Origin of the sequence: Pseudomonas violetae (assembly GCF_023072615.1) — a bacterium.
Classification (GTDB): domain Bacteria; phylum Pseudomonadota; class Gammaproteobacteria; order Pseudomonadales; family Pseudomonadaceae; genus Aquipseudomonas; species Aquipseudomonas violetae.
In genome coordinates, this window is record NZ_JAKNRW010000007.1 from 1 (window position 1) to 18,551 (window position 18,551).

The 18,551-nt window shown below is 59.5% G+C and carries 16 protein-coding genes and 1 riboswitch; of the genes, 7 read left to right on the forward strand and 9 right to left on the reverse strand.

Annotated elements, in window-relative coordinates:
* From rhlE2 to ahcY, 4 genes are all read right to left on the reverse strand, one after another.
* A partial coding sequence (gene rhlE2, locus L9059_RS11460) for an RNA helicase RhlE2 (RefSeq protein WP_247290943.1) occupies nucleotides 1-1,544 on the reverse strand: 1,544 nt, incomplete at its 3' end.
* A gap of 223 nt (nucleotides 1,545-1,767) precedes the next feature.
* The gene (locus L9059_RS11465) at nucleotides 1,768-2,583 is read right to left on the reverse strand and encodes a substrate-binding periplasmic protein (protein ID WP_247290944.1); all 816 of its coding nucleotides are present in this window, start codon (nucleotides 2,581-2,583) and stop codon (nucleotides 1,768-1,770) included.
* Nucleotides 2,584-2,774: 191 nt separating this feature from the next.
* Nucleotides 2,775-3,620: a methylenetetrahydrofolate reductase [NAD(P)H] gene (gene metF / locus L9059_RS11470; protein WP_247290945.1), complete on the reverse strand. Its 846-nt coding sequence runs from the start codon at nucleotides 3,618-3,620 to the stop codon at nucleotides 2,775-2,777.
* Between the two features lie 199 nt (nucleotides 3,621-3,819).
* Nucleotides 3,820-5,229: an adenosylhomocysteinase gene (gene ahcY / locus L9059_RS11475; protein WP_247290946.1), complete on the reverse strand. Its 1,410-nt coding sequence runs from the start codon at nucleotides 5,227-5,229 to the stop codon at nucleotides 3,820-3,822.
* Nucleotides 5,230-5,252: 23 nt separating this feature from the next.
* Nucleotides 5,253-5,354: riboswitch (S-adenosyl-L-homocysteine riboswitch) on the reverse strand.
* Between the two features lie 198 nt (nucleotides 5,355-5,552).
* On the opposite strand from ahcY, the gene L9059_RS11480 reads away from it, so the two are divergent.
* The 4 genes from L9059_RS11480 (at nucleotide 5,553) to L9059_RS11495 (ending at nucleotide 8,566) form a co-directional block, all read left to right on the forward strand.
* A complete protein-coding gene (locus tag L9059_RS11480) occupies nucleotides 5,553-5,957 on the forward strand; it encodes an acyl-CoA thioesterase (RefSeq protein ID WP_282615434.1) in 405 nt (134 codons plus the stop codon).
* Between the two features lie 227 nt (nucleotides 5,958-6,184).
* Entirely contained in the window at nucleotides 6,185-7,066 is an 882-nt protein-coding gene (locus L9059_RS11485; protein WP_247290947.1) for a formate/nitrite transporter family protein, read from the forward strand.
* A gap of 244 nt (nucleotides 7,067-7,310) precedes the next feature.
* The gene (locus L9059_RS11490) at nucleotides 7,311-8,144 is read left to right on the forward strand and encodes an EamA family transporter (RefSeq protein ID WP_247290948.1); all 834 of its coding nucleotides are present in this window, start codon (nucleotides 7,311-7,313) and stop codon (nucleotides 8,142-8,144) included.
* A 38-nt stretch (nucleotides 8,145-8,182) separates the two neighbouring features.
* Nucleotides 8,183-8,566 (forward strand): MAPEG family protein, encoded by a 384-nt coding sequence (locus tag L9059_RS11495; protein WP_247290949.1) that lies wholly within the window; start codon nucleotides 8,183-8,185, stop codon nucleotides 8,564-8,566.
* Nucleotides 8,567-8,639: 73 nt separating this feature from the next.
* Here L9059_RS11495 and mltA read toward each other — a convergent pair whose 3' ends face one another.
* On the reverse strand, nucleotides 8,640-9,812 hold the full coding sequence (gene mltA, locus L9059_RS11500) for a murein transglycosylase A (protein WP_247290950.1): 1,173 nt from the start codon (nucleotides 9,810-9,812) through the stop codon (nucleotides 8,640-8,642).
* A 127-nt stretch (nucleotides 9,813-9,939) separates the two neighbouring features.
* Here mltA and L9059_RS11505 point away from each other — a divergent pair, with 127 nt between their 5' ends.
* Nucleotides 9,940-10,389 (forward strand): c-type cytochrome, encoded by a 450-nt coding sequence (locus L9059_RS11505; RefSeq protein ID WP_247290951.1) that lies wholly within the window; start codon nucleotides 9,940-9,942, stop codon nucleotides 10,387-10,389.
* A 136-nt stretch (nucleotides 10,390-10,525) separates the two neighbouring features.
* Here the strand turns inward: L9059_RS11505 and L9059_RS11510 are convergent, their stop codons facing one another.
* The 4 genes from L9059_RS11510 to L9059_RS11525 form a co-directional block, all read right to left on the reverse strand.
* Nucleotides 10,526-10,921: a DUF1090 domain-containing protein gene (locus tag L9059_RS11510; RefSeq protein ID WP_045059859.1), complete on the reverse strand. Its 396-nt coding sequence runs from the start codon at nucleotides 10,919-10,921 to the stop codon at nucleotides 10,526-10,528.
* A 99-nt stretch (nucleotides 10,922-11,020) separates the two neighbouring features.
* Nucleotides 11,021-12,688: an NAD-dependent DNA ligase LigB gene (gene ligB, locus L9059_RS11515; RefSeq protein ID WP_247290952.1), complete on the reverse strand. Its 1,668-nt coding sequence runs from the start codon at nucleotides 12,686-12,688 to the stop codon at nucleotides 11,021-11,023.
* 155 nt (nucleotides 12,689-12,843) lie between these two features.
* The gene (gene metK / locus L9059_RS11520) at nucleotides 12,844-14,034 is read right to left on the reverse strand and encodes a methionine adenosyltransferase (protein WP_247290954.1); all 1,191 of its coding nucleotides are present in this window, start codon (nucleotides 14,032-14,034) and stop codon (nucleotides 12,844-12,846) included.
* An 18-nt stretch (nucleotides 14,035-14,052) separates the two neighbouring features.
* A complete protein-coding gene (locus tag L9059_RS11525) occupies nucleotides 14,053-15,048 on the reverse strand; it encodes an ArsR/SmtB family transcription factor (protein ID WP_247290956.1) in 996 nt (331 codons plus the stop codon).
* A 273-nt stretch (nucleotides 15,049-15,321) separates the two neighbouring features.
* Between L9059_RS11525 and tkt the strand changes: the two genes are divergently transcribed.
* Together tkt and epd are read left to right on the forward strand one after the other, a co-directional pair.
* Entirely contained in the window at nucleotides 15,322-17,319 is a 1,998-nt protein-coding gene (gene tkt / locus L9059_RS11530) for a transketolase (RefSeq protein WP_247290958.1), read from the forward strand.
* Nucleotides 17,320-17,471: 152 nt separating this feature from the next.
* Nucleotides 17,472-18,536, forward strand: coding sequence for an erythrose-4-phosphate dehydrogenase (epd, locus tag L9059_RS11535; RefSeq protein WP_247290960.1), 1,065 nt, complete (start codon nucleotides 17,472-17,474; stop codon nucleotides 18,534-18,536).
* The last annotated feature ends 15 nt before the right edge of the window (nucleotides 18,537-18,551 follow it).

Consider the following 18,551-nt stretch of genomic DNA (forward strand, 5'->3'; position numbering starts at 1 on the left):
GCACCTGCGCCGGCTGCCGCACCCTGTGCCGGAGCACCTGGGCGGCGGCCACGGCCCTGAGCCGGTTTGGCTTGAGGCACGTAGTCGACGCGATTGCCGAAGTTATCGATGTCGTCGTCCAGGAACTCGTCCGGTGCGCGATCAGCAGAAGCACGGGGTGCCGGGCGCTGTTGCTCGCGAGCGGGCGTGCCTTCACGTGGCTTGTGCTCACGTGCCGGACGATCGCCACGGCCAGTGGCTGCAGGTTTTTCCTTGCCGCCCTTGTCCTTGCCCTTGTCTTTACGACCGCCGCCACCGCCGCTGCCATTCGGACCGTCACCGCGCGGGCCACGTGGGTTGCGCGGGTTACGCACATCCGGACGCTCGCGAACTTCAGGTTTCTCGGCTTCTACAGCGCTGGAGTCAAAGCCCATCAGGTCGCCGTCGGCGATTTTCTGCTTGGTCATGCGCTCGATGCTTTTCAGCAGCTTTTCTTCATCCGGTGCAACCAGCGAGATCGCCTCGCCCGAACGACCGGCACGGCCAGTACGGCCGATACGGTGCACGTAGTCTTCGTCGACGTTCGGCAGTTCGAAGTTGACCACGTGTGGCAACTGGTCGATGTCGAGGCCGCGAGCGGCGATGTCGGTGGCAACCAGGATGCGCACTTCACCGGCCTTGAAGTCGGCCAGGGCTTTGGTGCGGGCGTTCTGGCTCTTGTTGCCGTGGATCGCGACGGCGGTAAGACCATGCTTGTCCAGGTACTCGGCCAGGCGGTTGGCGCCGTGTTTGGTGCGGGTGAACACCAGGACCTGTTCCCAGGCGCCAGCGGTGATCAGGTGCGCCAGCAGCGAACGCTTGTGGTTGGCCGGCAGACGGAATACGCGTTGCTCAATGCGCTCGACCGTGGTGTTCGGCGGAGTGACTTCGATACGTTCCGGGTTGTGCAGCAGCTTGCCGGCGAGATCGGTGATGTCCTTGGAGAACGTCGCCGAGAACAGCAGGTTCTGGCGTTTGCTTGGCAGGCGTGCCAGGACCTTCTTCACGTCATGCACGAAGCCCATGTCGAGCATGCGGTCGGCTTCGTCCAACACGAGGATTTCCACGTGGGACAGATCGACGCTGCCTTGGCCGGCGAGGTCGAGCAGGCGGCCGGGGCAGGCTACCAGCACGTCAACGCCACGGGACATGGCCTGAACCTGTGGGTTCATGCCAACGCCACCGAAAATGCAGGCGCTGACGAACTTCAGGTCACGGGCATAGACCTTAAAGCTCTCATGGACCTGGGCCGCGAGTTCGCGAGTAGGGGTCAGGACCAGTACGCGCGGTTGGCGCGGGCCGTGGCGCTGGGATTTGTCCGGGTGACCATTAGGGAATAACCGCTCCAGAATCGGAAGGGCGAAGCCGCCGGTTTTACCAGTACCTGTCTGTGCCGCGACCATGAGGTCGCGACCTTGCAACACGGCGGGAATGGCCCGCTGTTGCACCGGAGTAGGCTCGGTATAGCCCGCCGCCTCGATGGCACGGACTAAAGCCTCGGAGAGACCGAGGGAAGCAAAGGACATGAGTAATCCTGTTTTAGTTAGGGCTTGGCCCAATGGGAGTCTTGCCTGGCGCGAATGGCGTTTAAGAAGAACGCAATCCCGTCCGGTCCTGCTGGGTATGAAAAGCTCGTCTGGAGCGCTCGCGCGGGCTGAAAAGCTGCGCTGTAGCGGGGTCGAGATGCCTTGAACAAGTCCGAGCGTCCGGGCGTGAGCCTGGCGGGAAGGCCGGAGTATAACAGAGCAATCACCGCGCGCCGCTTTCCTGCTGCTCAACGGTTTTCCCGTGCGCGGTAGTCACGCTGCTTGCGGGCACTTCGACGGCCGGTCCCGCGCCGTACCGGGCACTCAGTTCGGCATAGGCAGGCTCGCGCTTGAAGCGCTTGAGCTCGGCGCCGAACCGCTGCACCAGCAAATCCATGCCTGCATTGCGGCGCACAGCGAGGTATTGGTTTTGTTCGCTGATGATAAGTGGATTTTCGGTGATCTTGTCGCGAATGCCCAATTCATCGAGGAGGTGCTGACCGACTCTTCGATCAGTGATCAGCAGGTCGATGCGCCCGCGCAGCAATTTCCCGAAGTTGGCTTCATGACTGGGTGCGGGCTCCCGGGTAAACAGCGTCGATTCGCTGAAATCGGTGTTGTACAGGTAGCCCGGCGAGGTGCCGATGGTCAGGCCGCGCAGGGCTTCCAGGGATTGGAACGGGTGGGGGCGGTCATTGGCGTAGAACATCACGAACTGTACTTGCGACAGGGGTTCGCTGGGATAGAGCAGGGTGGCGTCGCGCTCGTCACTGTGAAAGATATCCAGCGCACCATCTGCCTGACCTTGTTCGAGCATCGACAGGCAACGCTTCCAGGGCAGGAACTGCCACTGCACTTCAATGCCCAGGCGCTTGAAGACGATGGCGGTGGTTTCATAGTCCAGGCCCAGCGCCTTGCCGTTCTCTTCGTAGACGTAAGGTGCCCAGGGCTCGGTGACAATGCGCAGTTTCTCGCCCCGAGCGGTAAAGCTCAGGCAAGTGAATAGAATCACCGTCAGTATCTGTGAGATCAAAGGCATGGCCTGAGATTACGACGAGAAACCGCAAAGAGCCAGAAACAGGACGGAGAAGCTCTATCTCCGTGGATTGCTGCACAAAAAAAGGGCATTTAAAAAAAGATCGCAGCTTTCGGCGGCGCCCACAGGTGCGTAGGAGCCACCGAAGGCTGCGATTTTTTGATCCTGCCTTTTGTTTCGATTTTGCTTTTTGTTTAACGCGGCAACTTCAAATTATTCCACACCGCCAGACTCGGCTCAGCCTGGTTTAGCGTATAGAAGTGCAACCCTGGTGCGCCACCCTGCAGAAGCCGTTCGCACATCTCGGTGATGACGTGCTCACCGAAGCTCTGAATGCTCTGGGTGTCGTCGCCGTAGGCTTCCAGCTGCTTGCGAATCCAGCGCGGAATTTCCGCGCCGCAGGCATCGGAAAAGCGTGCCAGCTTGCTGTAGTTGGTGATCGGCATGATGCCTGGCACGATCGGGATATTCACGCCCAGTGCCCGCACGCGCTCGACGAAGTAGAAATAGCTGTCGGCGTTGAAGAAGTACTGGGTGATCGCGCTATCGGCGCCAGCATTGGCCTTGCGCACGAAGTTGGAGAGATCGTCTTCAAAATTACGCGCTTGCGGATGCATTTCCGGGTAAGCGGCGACTTCAATGTGGAAATGATCGCCGGTTTCCTCACGAATGAATTCCACCAGGTCATTGGCGTGACGCAATTCGCCGCTGGCCATGCCCATGCCCGAGGGCAGGTCGCCGCGCAACGCGACGATACGGGTAATGCCGGCCGCTTTGTATTGAGTCAGCAGGCCGCGCAAATCGTCCTTACTGTCGCCTACGCAGGATAGGTGCGGGGCAGCGGGGACTTTGACTTCGCTTTCGAGCTGTAACACGGTGTTGATCGTACGATCACGGGTCGAACCGCCCGCGCCGTAGGTGCAGGAGAAAAAATCAGGGTTGTACGTAGCCAGCTGGCGGGCAGTGGCGAGTAGCTTTTCATGCCCAGCATCGGTCTTCGTCGGGAAGAACTCGAAGCTGTAGCGACGGTCTTGGGACATGGTCATATCCTTGGAAACACGATGGCGGAGGCTGGCACCCTGTAGGAGCGAGCCTGCTCGCGAAAAGCGTAAGAGCAACGCGTTCATCCAGGGAGCACGCGTTATCGTTAACGTCCATCGCGAGCAAGCTCGCTCCTACAGGAGAGCAGGCGACGCGGTGCCCAAGGCACTTAGTGGTCGCCAGCAAGCCTGCGGTGAATCAGTAGCGGTAAGCGTGCGGCTTGAACGGACCTTCAACAGTCACGCCGATGTAGTCAGCCTGCTGCTTGGTCAGTTGAGTCACAACGCCACCGAAGCCGCGAACCATTTCCAGGGCCACTTCTTCGTCGAGTTTCTTCGGCAGTACTTCAACGGTCAGGCGCTCGGCTTTCTGGGCTGGCGACAGGTCGGCGTACTTCTGGCCGAACAGGAAGATCTGCGCCAGAACCTGGTTGGCGAATGAACCGTCCATGATGCGGCTTGGGTGACCAGTGGCGTTGCCCAGGTTAACCAGACGGCCTTCAGCCAGCAGGATCAGATAGTCATCGTTCTGGGCATCGAATGCACCAGGGCCGGTGCGGTGGATCTTGTGCACCTGTGGCTTCACTTCTTCCCATGCCCAGCTTTTGCGCATGAAAGCGGTGTCGATCTCGTTGTCGAAGTGGCCGATGTTGCAGACAACTGCGCGCTTCTTCAGGGCCTTAAGCATGTTCGAGTCGCAAACATTGACGTTGCCGGTGGTGGTCACGATCAGGTCGATCTTGCCCAGCAGTGCCTTGTCGATGCTCTCTGCAGTACCGTTGTTGATCCCGTCGATGAATGGCGAAACCAGTTCGAAACCATCCATGCAGGCTTGCATGGCGCAGATCGGATCAACTTCGGAAACCTTGACGATCATGCCTTCCTGGCGCAGGGACTGGGCCGAACCCTTACCCACGTCACCGTAGCCGATGACCAATGCTTGCTTGCCGGACAGCAGGTGGTCGGTACCACGCTTGATCGCATCGTTCAGGCTGTGACGGCAGCCGTACTTGTTGTCGTTCTTGCTCTTGGTCACCGAGTCGTTGACGTTGATGGCCGGGATTTTCAGTTCGCCCTTGGCCAGCATGTCCAGCAGGCGGTGAACGCCGGTGGTGGTTTCTTCGGTGACGCCATGGACGCGGTCCAGGATCGCCGGGTATTTTTTGTGCAGCAGTTCGGTCAGGTCGCCGCCATCGTCGAGGATCATGTTGGCATCCCAAGGCTTGCCATCTTTCAGGATGGTTTGCTCAAGGCACCACTCGTACTCTTCTTCAGTCTCGCCTTTCCAGGCGTAAACCGCGATGCCGGCAGCGGCGATAGCAGCAGCGGCCTGATCCTGAGTCGAGAAGATGTTGCAGGACGACCAGCGCACTTCGGCACCCAGGGCAACCAGGGTTTCGATCAGCACGGCAGTCTGGATGGTCATGTGGATGCAGCCGAGAATCTTCGCGCCCTTGAGCGGTTGCTCGGCGGCGTACTTGCGGCGCAGACCCATCAGGGCTGGCATTTCCGATTCGGCGATGATGGTTTCGCGACGGCCCCAGGCAGCCAGGGACATGTCGGCGACTTTGTAATCGGTAAAATCTGCAGGCGTGATAACAGCGCTCATGAAGAGCCTCCATTCGTAATGTATGCGAATGGGCGCCGTTGTGCGTTTAGTGTCCGGCCGCTGGGACCAGGCAACGCCCCATCCGAGCCTGACAGGTTGAACCTGCTGCAGCGCCCCTCGGACAGGTGGCGGGAAAACGGTAGCAACTGATCTTTACCGTTTTGAAACGGTGGCGATTATAGCGGGCTATGCTGATCTTCCAAAGCCTTTCTGCAGGTCAATGTCTGAACGGTAATCGATGCCATAGTCGAAGGTGAATAGAGCTCTAGTCCGGGCTCTGCCATGATGGTGTCCATCATTCGGCAAGACGCTCAGGAGTGAATATGAATTTCCACACCCGCAAATGGGTAAAACCCGAAGACCTTAACCCCAACGGCACCCTGTTCGGTGGCAGTCTGTTGCGCTGGATCGACGAAGAAGCGGCGATCTACGCCATTGTCCAGTTGGGCAACCAGCGAGTGGTCACCAAGTACATTTCCGAAATCAACTTTGTCAGTGCCTCGCGCCAGGGCGACATCATCGAGCTGGGCATCACCGCCACCGAGTTCGGCCGCACCTCTATCACGCTTACCTGCGAAGTGCGTAACAAGATCACTCGCAAGAGCATCCTGACGGTGGAGAAAATGGTGTTCGTCAACCTCGGCGAAGACGGCCTGCCAGCGGCGCACGGTCGGACCGAAATCCTGTACGTCAAAGACCAATTCAAGGATGACGAAGCCAGCGAGTAAACAAACCATCTGTGGCGGGGGAGCTTGCTCCCGTTCGGCTGCGCAGCAGTCGTAAATCGAGTGATGGGGTCTGCCTGAATAACTAAGGTGACCGGTTTTGGGGCCGCTTAGCAGCCCAGCGGGAGCAAGCGCCCTCGCCACAATGTATTGCTTCGTGTTCCTGGACATTGAACAGCTCCAAACCGCATCTGTCGTACCTACACTCACGCCACTGGTTCTGGAGCACTATGGACACGCAAAAAGACGGCAAGACCCCGAACCTTTCGGCCCAGGAAAAGCACGACGTCGACAATAGCCAGCCGCCGCGCGCAGCGGTGCTGCATGAAATCATCCGCAGCCAGGGTGATCAGGAGCTGGAACGTAGCGTCGCCGCACTCTGGTGGTCCGCCCTGGCTGCCGGCCTGACCATGGGTTTGTCCCTGATGGCCATGGGGTTGCTCAACTCTCGTCTGCCGGACGCAGACGCGTTCAAGGTGATCTCCAGCTTTGGCTACTGCGCCGGTTTCCTCGCGGTGATCCTTGCCCGTCAGCAACTCTTTACCGAAAACACCCTGACCGCAGTGCTGCCAATCATGACCAAACCGACCCTGAGCAATTTCGGGCGGCTGATCCGCCTGTGGACGGTGGTGCTGGTGGGCAATCTGTGCGGTACCTTGCTGGTGGCCTACGTGATGCTGCACCTGCCTATTTTCGATACCAAGACCGACATGGCCTTTCTCGATATCGGACGCAAGGTGATGGAGAACGACGCGAGCAAGATGTTTGCCAAGGGCATTGTCTCCGGGTGGATGATTGCCACCATGGTCTGGATGATCCCCTCCATGGAAAGCGCCAAAATGTGGATCATCATCCTCATCACCTACCTGATGGCGCTTGGGGAATTTACCCACATCGTAGTCGGCTCGGCTGAAGTGTCGTACCTGGTGTTTGCCGGCGAGTTGTCGTGGAGTGATTTCTGGCTGGTGTTTGCCGGGCCGACGCTGGCGGGGAACATCATAGGTGGCAGCTTCATTTTTGCGCTGCTGAGCCATGCGCAGATTCGCAGCGAAAGCGGGCCACCCAAGCAGGATGCGGATCAACGGCCTGATCCGCAAAAGTTCAAGCAGTAATCCGTGATGACCGGACTGTGCCGCTGGCGCAGGCTCATCGCGGGTGACCTGCTTGACGCATGCCAGCAACCGTTCTGGAGCAGAGCGGGTCGCAGGCAAAAATTATTGGAGTTAGTCTGTCCGCAACTGAGTGCGGCGTGCTCGCTTGCAGTATAAACAGCGGCTGATATATGGCGAATCGATCATTCTCATGCTGTAGGAGCGCGCTTGCTACAGGGGGGCGGGAATACAAAAGGAGCATGCCGTGCTACCCACGGCTTTGGTGTTAGTAGCGGCGCTGTTGCATGCAGCGTGGAATACCCTGATCAAATTCAGCGCGGAACGGCTGCTGGTGGTCGCCTGCATGGACAGTGTGGCCCTGTTATTCGTGGCCGTCATGTTGCCCTTCGTGGAGTGGCCGCCGCGGGAGATCTGGCCGTGGATTCTTGCGTCGGCGGCCTTCGAGTTGCTTTATCGTTATCTGTTGATTCAGGCGTACAGGGTCGGTGACCTCGGGCTGGTGTATCCGCTGATGCGTGGATTGTCGCCGCTGGTGGTGCTGGCGCTGACGCTGATCTTCGCTGGCGAGGTCCTGACCCACCAGCAGATCTTCGGCATTTTGCTGATCCCGCTCGGCATGCTGTGCCTGTTGTGGCAGGGTGGAGGTGGGGAGCGTTTGCCCTGGTCAATGTTGCCGGTGGTGTTGTTGATCGGCCTGTGTATCGGCTGCTACACCTTCATTGATGGGCAGGCGTTGCGGCGCTGGTCGCATCCACTGGATTACCTGGTGTGGGTGACGCTGATCAGCGCCTGGCCTTTTCCATTGCTGGCGCTGGTGCGCACGCGAACGGCGTTCATGCTGTTCTGGCGCGAACAATGGCCGCTGGGATTGGCCGTCGGATTCTGCGTGTTGTTCAGCTACGCTCTCGTGCTGTGGGCCATGCAGCTGGGCTCGATTGCGGAAGCGGCGGCGCTGCGTGAGATCAGCGTGATCCTGGTGGTGCTGTTCGGCATGCGCTACCTGAAAGAACCTTTCGGCAGATCACGGCTCTTAGCCTGTGGGCTGGTACTGGTCGGCATGCTGGTGATGAAGTTTTAACGCTGATAACAATTCTGGAACTTTAAAGGGACTGCTTTATGACGGTTGCTCTGTGGTGCATCTTGATCGCGATATTCCTGCCTTACCTCTGTGTTGGCGTGGCCAAGATCAGTGGTGGGTACAGGTTGAAAGACAACCACGACCCTCGGGACTTTCTTGAATCGTTGAATGGGTTTGGTCGACGCGCCCATGCGGCGCAACTGAACAGCTTCGAAGTGGCCCCGGCGTTTGCGGCGGCGGTGATCGTCGCACACCTGGCCGGCAATGCGGAGCTGGTGACGATCAATGTGCTGTCGGTGTTGTTCATTACCAGCCGCTTGCTCTACATCATCTGCTATCTGGCGGACTGGGCGATCTTACGGTCGCTGGTGTGGTTTGTGGGGATGGGCCTGATTATCAGTTTGTTTGTGGTGTCGGTTTAAGGTCAAGAGATCGCGGCCCCGAAAGGACTTGTAGGAGCTGTCGAGTGCAACGGGGCTGCGATCTTTTAGCGCTTCAAGGTTTATCTGCTACCTGAGGAACCTGCGGCAACGCCGCACCCTTGGGCCATAACATCCAGATCTGACCCTGCTGTTTCATATCCCCGGCCAACTGCCCGGCTGCTTCGCCGGTGCCCCAGAACAGGTCTGCGCGGACTTCGCCGGCAATCGCGCCGCCAGTGTCCTGCGCCGCCACCGGTCGAACCAGCGCCGTACCGTCAGGTCGGGTGGTGGAGAGCCATAACAAGCTGCCCAGCGGAATCACCTTGCGATCAACCGCCGCGCTGTAGCCGGCGGTCAGCGGCACGTTGAGCGAACCGCGAGGGCCTTCGTTGCTGTCCGGGTTGCGGGTGAAAAACACGTAGCTGGGGTTGCTGCCAAGCAGTTCAGGAATACGTGCCGGATTGGCCTTGGCCCAATCACTGATGGCGCCCATCGTCACGTCTTCTTTTTTCAGCTCGCCCTGTTCCACCAGCCAGCGACCAATCGGTCGATAGGGGTGGCCGTTCTGATCGGCGTAAGCAATGCGCAACTGACGACCGTCATCGATCTGGATGCGACCCGAGCCCTGGATCTGCAGAAATTGCAGATTCATCGGGTCGGTCAGCCAGGCTACGACGGGCGCCTTCACCCCTTTGGTTTCGATGGTTGCGGCATCGTCGTAGGGTTTGAGCACGCGACCTTCGAGTCTTCCGCGCAGGCGTTTGCCCTTGAGTTCCGGATAGATGCTGTCCAGCGAGACAATGATCATGTCCTCCGGTACGCCATACACCGGAATATTCGCCACTTCGGTCTGGGTCAGGCTGCCAGGGTAGACCGGTTCGTAGTAACCGGTGATCAGGCCGTTGGGGTTGTCATTGGCGGCGCGTAAGCCGTAGACGTCCAGATGTTGCTTGAGAAACCCGCGGATTGCGTTAGCGGTCGCCGGGACATTGGTGGAGGCCGCGCAGGTCGCACCCCAGACCGCGTCGGCCTTGAGTCGGTTACAGGCGCTGCGCCACGAACCGAAACCGGCGATCAGGTCATTGTCGGATACCTTCGGCAACGATTCCCACGTGGCGTTGGAGTAAGTCGCCAGCGCGTGGGTTTTGGGTGGGGTGTTCTCGCCCCCGGTGCAGCCGGCGAGCATGGCGACCATCGGGAGAGTCCAGGACAGGCGAGGGCGCCATGCCTTGATGCAGCTGATCATGGAGTAATTCCTTTGCTGGTTGCCTGAGTGCTCCATGCGCTCGAACAACCCGTATTGATAATAGGGCTATTGGTCTTTACCGATGACGCGAGGATACTGGCCGCCGTTCCCGTAACCTGAAGCCACCATGACTCTTAAAAGACTTTCCGTTGTATTGCTGGCCTGCCTGACGTTGACTGCTTGTGGCGGCGTCGACCCGAATTCGCCGTTGGGCCAGCGCAAGGCGATCTTCAAGCAGATGCTCAAGACCGGCGAAGACCTGGGTGGCATGTTGCGAGGCCGCATTCCGTTCGATGGCGCGAAGTTCGCAGACGGTGCCGTAAAGCTTGATGCGTTGTCCCATGAACCGTGGAAGCATTTCCCGCAGGTGCGCGAAGAAGATCACACCAGTGCCAAGGATGATGTCTGGCAGAAGCAGGCACGCTTCCAGGAAATGGCTCGCACGCTTGAAGCCGCCACCGGTGAGCTGGTGGCTGCCAGCAAGGTTCAACCCTACAAAGCCAGCAACCTGGGGCCGGCGGTGCAGAAAGTCGAAGATGCCTGCAGTGCGTGCCATAAAGAATTTCGGGACCATTGATTTGCGGCGCTCTGACTGACGAATCGCGAGCAGGCTCTCTCCCGCATTGGCCGCATGCCTGCTGTGGGAGTGACGATTCGACCTGCTCGCGATGACGTCAATGAGGTCAACCGAAATCCTTGTTCATTTTTCGCTTTTACTTATCCAGCTCATCCAGTGCTTCCTGCAATTCCTTGCGGGACTCGGCGAGCTTATCTTTGCGTTTGTTGATCTTCTCCGGGTCGCCTTTTTTCATGGCCTTGTCGAGGTCTGCCTGGCGCTTGCTGACTTCATGCTTGGCGTCGAGAACCTTGTTTTCCCGTTCTTTCTGCAGCGAAGCGTCGGTGCAGTGAGTGGTGACTTCGCTCAGGGCTTTTTCCAGGCCAGCCTGCTGATCAGCGTTGCCGTGGGACTTGGCCAGTTCGATCTGGTTGATGATGCCTTGTTTCTTGGCAGCGCAACCGGTCAGGCCTGGAGCCTCTTCAGCGGCCATCAGTGGAGCGGCCATGACGCTGCAAAGAGTCAGCAGGGCGAGCGGAGAAAGAAATTTCATAAAAGCTCCATGTGCATAGGCAATCGTGTCGGTGTGACGATGGGCTGTTTGAGCCGGATCGGCACCTATGGGTTCCCGTATGCACGGTATTGCCGGCCGCTAAAAACCGTCAACTCCCGCCATACGTAATGTTTCGCTCAAGGCCAGGACCTGCGGGTCGCGGAAAAAAGCGCTCAATTGCGCCGCGCGGCCCGGGCCTATGCCGGCTTGGGCCTGCCATTGTTCAGTTTCACGTTGCGCCAGTTCCCGCCATGAATCGGCAAGCTGTGCCTGACCGATTGGCGGCATGCCCAAGGCATTGAGCCAGCGCACGAAGGGACGTTGTCGCGCGCTGTTGAAGCTGTTTAACAGCTGAGCCGTGCTGCGCTCGCCTAAACCGTTAATGTTAGCAAGCTCTTGAGCATCGAGGGTCAACCAATCCAACAGTCCATTCAGTCGGCCTGTTTCCAGAAGTTTCTCCCAGGTTCCAGGTCCGACCTGGGGCATGTCCAAGCCTTGTTTGCCACTGAGCCAGGTCAGGCGCGCGAGAAACTGGCTGGTGCATCCCGCAGTGGGCTGCCAGCAGCTGAGTTGATGAAAGTCCGCAGCGTTTGGCGCCTCCAATGGCACTCGCTCGACGCTTCGCAGCACGACGCCGTCCAGCCTGGGAATGGTCAGGCCGGCCAGACTGATGGAGACCTGGTCCCCAGGGCGGATATCCAGCGCCTGCCAGCGCGGCAGGGAACTGACGCTGACACGCTTGACCTGGCGATCATCCAGCCAGATCGGCGATACCTCCAGAACCGGGGTGATCCTGCCAGTGCGCCCGATATTGAAATGGACCTTGCGGACTTCGGCCAGGGCCTGGGCGAAGGGGTATTTCCAGGCCACGATCCAGTAAGGGGCCTTGGCTCGCCAACGATCGGCGGGAGGACGTTGGTTCTGCCGCAGGACGATGCCATCGCTGGCGAAAGGCAGGGGCGAGCGATACCAGTGCTCCCGCCAACGCTCCACTTCGGCAAACGCTACGACCGGGTAGCTGAAGGGCGCGGTACTGTCGAATCCCAGTGCGTCCAGGGCGGCGATACGAGCGATGAGATTGACCGGGCCTTCCGGCCATTCCCACACAAACAGGCCGATCCCTGCGGCGTCCTCTGCGCTCAGTTGTTTGCGTGCCATCAGCCCGGCGACGTTCCCTCTAGCGTTGAGACTGCCGGCATTGGCTTGGACATGGCCGTCCAGGCGCCAATAGAGTTCACCCTGAACCACCAAGTCTCGGGGTTGCGAAAGCTGCTGCGGGATACCGGCAATCTGCCGCGCCGATGCGGTCCAGTCCTTGCCCTGCACACCGTTGCCGCGACTGATCGCTTGCACCAGTACACCCTGTTCATACACCAGACTCACTGCCACGCCATCGACCTTGGGCTGAACCCAGACTTCGCTACGACCTTTGAGCCAGTCCTCGACAGCGGCACCATCACTGAGTTTTGCCAGGCCGGTGTGCGGGATAGGGTGGGGAATCGAGCCGCCTGCGGTGCGCAGCGGATCTGCCGAAACGCCCAGCGTGAAGCATTGCTGCCAGGTGGTCAGTTGTGCGCGGGCCTGATCGTAAAGTTCGTCGGCGACCATGGATCGGCCTTGGCGATGATAGCTGTCGTCCCACAGGTCGATCTGTTTCTGCCGGGCGTTGATTTCGTCCTGGGCTCGTAGGGGCGGCCAGTCGGGGCATTGGGCGGCGAGGGTGGCGAGGGAAAGGAAGGTTAGTAGAACAGCGATCAACAAGCGCATCGTGAGCGTCCTTGCTCAGTGGAGGTGGTTGAAGGCTAGTCAGTTTTGGCTATCAAGGGCGGTGGTATTTATTCAGCGTGTTGCTAGTGCGGTGCAGCTAACAAAAAGCCCCGCACGGCGAACCGTGCAGGGCTTTGGGTACCGCCGGGGAGGTCTTACAAGCCAGCAGCAGAACGCAAGGTGTCGGCGCGGTCGGTTTTTTCCCAGGTGAACGTGGTGAAGGTGTCGTCGCCCACGGTCTTGGTTTCCGACGTGCGGCCAAAGTGGCCGTAAGCTGCTGTTTCCTGGTACATCGGGTGCAGCAGGTCGAGCATGGTGGTGATGGCGTAAGGACGCAGGTCGAACACTTCACGCACCAGGTTGATGATTTTCTCATCGCTGATCTTGCCGGTGCCGAAGGTGTTCAACGAGATCGACGTAGGCTGGGCCACACCGATTGCGTAGGAAACCTGAATCTCGCAACGCTCGGCCAGGCCGGCAGCGACGATGTTCTTCGCCACGTAACGACCGGCGTAGGCTGCCGAACGGTCAACCTTCGATGGGTCTTTACCGGAGAACGCACCGCCACCGTGACGCGCCATGCCGCCGTAGGTGTCGACGATGATCTTGCGACCGGTCAGGCCGCAGTCGCCAACCGGGCCGCCGATGATGAACTGGCCAGTCGGATTGATGTGAAACTGGGTGTCTTTGTGCAGCAGTTCGGCAGGCAGCACGTGCTTGACGATCAGCTCCATCACGCCTTCGCGCAGGTCTTTGTACGACACTTCAGGGTTGTGCTGGGTCGACAGGACTACGGCGTCGATGCCCACCACTTTGCCGTTTTCATAACGGCAGGTGACCTGGGACTTGGCGTCCGGGCGCAGCCACGGCAGCAGGCCGGATTTACGGGCTTCAGCCTGACGCTGTACCAACTGGTGAGAGAAGGTGATCGGTGCAGGCATCAGCACGTCGGTCTCGTTGCTGGCATAGCCGAACATCAGGCCTTGGTCGCCGGCGCCCTGATCTTCAGGCTTGGCACGGTCGACACCCTGGTTGATGTCAGGGGACTGCTTGCCGATGATGTTCATCACGCCGCAGGTCGCACCGTCGAAACCAACATCGGAGCTGGTGTAGCCGATGTCGGTGATCACATCACGAACGATCTGCTCCAGGTCAACCCAGGCCGAAGTGGTGACTTCGCCGGCGATGATTGCCACGCCCGTTTTCACCAGCGTCTCGCACGCCACGCGGGCGAACTTGTCTTCAGCAATGATTGCGTCCAGCACCGCATCAGAAATCTGGTCGGCGATTTTGTCCGGATGCCCTTCAGACACGGACTCGGAGGTGAAGAGGGAGTATTCGCTCATCTCGATGTTTTCCTGAATTTACCGATGGTGAGTGTCGCCAGCCGGCCGCTGAAAGTGGCGGACCTGAATCTGGAAACCATTACGTAAGCCTACATAGAGGCTTTCCCCGGGAACGAGTCCCGCAGCGGTGGCCCAACGGGCCAAATCGTCCTGTTCAAACCCCAACCAGAGATCACCGCAGGCCTCCTTGGCCCAACTCTGGTTGTGGCTACATAACTCTGTCACTAACAGGCTACCGCCTGGTTTCAGCAAAACGGCCATATGCCTGAGTGCATCAGCCGGCGCGGCAAAATGATGCAGCACCATGTTCAATACCACGCAATCAGCCGTGAGGCTGACGCCGTTCAACGCATCGGCGAGCTGCAGGCTGACGTTGCCCAAGGCTTCCCGTTCACACACCTGGCGCGCCAGTTCGAGCATGGCCGGGCTGTTGTCCAGTGCCGTGACGTGCATGAAGCGGCGCGCCAGCTCTGGGAGGAAGGCGCCGTCACCGGGGCCGACTTCGATAGCCGTGGCACTCTCGCCGAAACCCAGCTTGTCGAGCAGTGCTACTACACTGTCGCGGTACTGCGGCAAGCCGGCAATCAGGTCTTGCTGGGCGCGAAACTTTTCCGCTACCCGTGAGAAAAAGTCCTGGCTGGCGGCCGCACGTTGCCCATGGACCTGGCCGATCCGCGACTGCACGTCGGCAGGCAGGGTCAGGTTATCCACCTCTTCGAGCAGGGCCGCGTGCAGCTTGCCGCCCAGCAGGTCGGTGTGGGGCAGGGCGCGACGATAGAAAATCGCATTGCCTTCACGGCGGGTCGCCACCAGTTCGGCCTGGGCCAGCACCTTCAGGTGGTGACTCATGCCCGATTGGCCCATGCCGAAGATCTGCGCCAGTTCCAGTACGCCAAACGAATCGTTGGTCAGCACGCGCAACACATTCAGACGCAAAGGATCGCCGCCGGCCTTGCAAAGGGCCGCCAGCTCGTCGCAGTCGTCATGTTGAATGGAGGGCACGCGTAGATTCATAAGGCCGGCAGTCTAGTCACGGGTCGAAAACACCGCAAGAGCAATATCAAAAAGTTTTGATATTGCTCGATAGATGGCACTTCCCGCCGACTGCTTTACTCTACAAACGTACAGCGGAAAGGTTTCACCAAGCGAAACCGCCGCCTGTCGTGGGAAAAACGTCCTCATATGACTATCTGTCATTGCCCCGAGGCCGGTCGGTGAGGGAAAATGCTCGCCTTTTTTCCGATTCGTTTTATTCACTCTCGATTCAATATCCGCAGGAGAACAGCGATGCCCAGCCGTCGTGAGCGTGCCAACGCCATTCGTGCCCTCAGCATGGATGCCGTGCAAAAAGCCAACAGCGGCCATCCCGGTGCCCCTATGGGTATGGCGGATATCGCCGAAGTACTTTGGCGTGACTACCTGAAGCACAACCCGAGCAATCCATCGTTCGCTGACCGTGACCGCTTCGTGCTGTCCAACGGCCATGGCTCGATGTTGATCTACTCGCTGCTGCACCTGACCGGCTACGACCTGTCGATCGATGACCTGAAAAACTTCCGCCAACTGCACAGCCGCACCCCGGGCCACCCGGAATTCGGCTACACCCCGGGCGTTGAAACCACCACCGGTCCTCTAGGCCAAGGCCTGGCCAATGCCGTTGGTTTTGCCTTGGCAGAAAAAGTCATGGCGGCGCAATTCAACCGTCCGGGCCACAATGTCGTTGATCATCACACCTACGTTTTCCTGGGTGATGGCTGCATGATGGAGGGCATTTCCCACGAAGTCGGCTCCTTGGCCGGTACTTTGGGCCTGGGTAAGCTGATCGCCTTTTACGATGACAACGGTATTTCCATCGACGGCGAAGTCGAAGGCTGGTTCACCGACGACACGCCAAAGCGTTTCGAAGCCTACAACTGGCAGGTGATCCGCAATGTCGACGGTCACGACCCTGAAGAAATCAAGACGGCCATCGAGACTGCCCGCAAAAGCGACCAGCCGACGCTGATCTGCTGCAAGACCACCATCGGCTTCGGTTCGCCGAACAAGCAGGGTAAAGAAGATTGCCACGGCGCCCCGCTGGGCGACGCGGAAATCGCTCTGACCCGCACCGCGCTGAACTGGAACCACGGTCCGTTCGACATCCCGGCTGATATCTACGCCGAGTGGGATGCCAAGGAAGCAGGCCTTGCGGCTGAAGCCGAGTGGGATCAGCGCTTTGCTGCCTATTCCGCTGCCTTCCCAGACCTGGCCAACGAACTGGTTCGTCGCTTGAGCGGTGAATTGCCAGCCGACTTCGCCGAAAAAGCCTCGGCTTACATTGCTGAAGTCGCGGCCAAGGGCGAGACCATCGCCAGCCGTAAGGCCAGTCAGAACGCCCTGAATGCCTATGGTCCGCTGTTGCCTGAACTGCTGGGCGGCTCCGCTGACCTGGCCGGTTCCAACCTGACCCTGTGGAAAGGTTGCAAAGGTGTCACGGCTGAAGACGCCAGCGGCAACTACATGTACTACGGCGTTCGCGAGTTCGGCATGAGCGCGATCATGAACGGCGTCGCCCTGCACGGCGGCCTGGTGCCTTACGGCGCGACCTTCCTGATGTTCATGGAATACGCACGCAACGCAGTGCGCATGGCGTCGCTGATGAAGAAACGCGTGGTGTTCGTCTACACCCACGACTCCATTGGCCTGGGCGAAGATGGCCCGACTCACCAGCCAATCGAGCAACTGACCAGCCTGCGCAGCACGCCGAACCTCGACACCTGGCGTCCAGCGGATGCCGTTGAATCGGCGGTTTGCTGGAAGCTGGCGATCGAGCGCAAGGACGGCCCTTCGGCGCTGATCTTCTCGCGTCAGAACCTGCAGCACCAGGATCGCGATGCCGGCCAGATCGCCGACATCGCCCGTGGCGGTTACGTGTTGAAGGACTGTGTAGGCGAGCCTGAGCTGATCCTGATCTCCACCGGTTCCGAAGTGGGCCTGGCTGTTCAGGCTTACGACAAGCTGACTGCGCAAGGTCGCAATGTGCGTGTGGTTTCGATGCCTTGCACCAGCGTGTTCGATGCCCAGGACGCCGACTACAAGCAATCTGTTCTGCCGTTGCAGGTCAGCGCCCGTATCGCCATCGAAGCCGCGCACGCGGACTACTGGTACAAGTACGTGGGCCTGGAAGGCCGCGTCATTGGCATGACCACCTACGGCGAGTCGGCGCCTGCGCCTGCCTTATTCGAAGAGTTCGGCTTCACCCTGGAAAACATCCTGGGTCAGGCTGAAGAGCTGCTGGAAGACTAAGTGCAGGTGATGTATTGCCTGTTCTGATGCCATCGCGGGCAAGCTCGCTCCCACAAGGATCTCCATCGGTCCTGTGGGTGCGGGCTTGCCCGCGATAGCGGTCGATCAGGCAACGCTGCAACGAAGGATTCACCACAGTAATCGAGAACCCCATGCCCCAACCGCGTCCTTACAAAGTTGCACTCAACGGCTACGGCCGGATTGGTCGTTGCGTCTTGCGTGCGTTGTTCGAGCGAGGCGACAAGGCCGGGTTTGAGATTGTCGCGATCAACGATCTGGCCGACATGGCCAGCATCGAATACCTGACACGCTTCGACTCCACGCACGGGCGTTTTCCCGGCGAAGTGAAAGTCGACGGCGATTGTCTGCATATTAATGGCAACTGCGTGAAGATCCTGCGCAGTGCCACACCCGAAGGCATCGATTGGGCGTCACTGGACGTCGATTTGGTGCTTGAATGCTCCGGTGCCTACCACACTCGCGAGGATGGTCAGCGCTTCCTCAATGCTGGCGCGCCGCGGGTGCTGTTTTCCCAGCCGATGGCCAGCGAGGCCGACGTTGACGCCACCATCGTCTTTGGCGTGAACCAGGATTGCCTGACCGGCGCCGAGTTGCTGGTGTCCAACGCGTCCTGCACCACCAACTGCGGCGTGCCGCTGTTGCGCCTGCTGGATAAGGCCATCGGCCTGGATTACGTGTCGATCACCACGATCCACTCGGCGATGAACGATCAGCCCGTGATTGACGCCTATCACCACGAAGACCTGCGCCGCACCCGTTCGGCGTTTCAGTCGGTGATTCCGGTGTCCACTGGTCTGGCGCGTGGCATCGAGCGCCTGTTGCCGGAACTTGCCGGCCGAATTCAGGCCAAAGCCGTGCGGGTGCCGACGGTTAACGTGTCCTGCCTCGACATCACGATGCAGACCGCCACTGCAACCGATGCCACCGAGATCAACCGGATCCTGCGCGAGGCGGCCACCAGCGGCCCGCTCAAGGGTCTGCTGGCCTACACCGAGCTCCCCCACGCAAGCTGTGATTTCAACCACGACCCACATTCGGCCATCGTCGATGCCAGTCAGACTAGGGTTTCCGGTCCCAAGCTGGTGAACATCCTGGCCTGGTTCGACAACGAATGGGGTTTTGCCAACCGAATGCTGGACGTTGCAGAGCACTATCTGCAAGCAGCTTCTCCACTCTCTGCTTCTCAAAAGCCGTAACTCAGGAAATGCGAC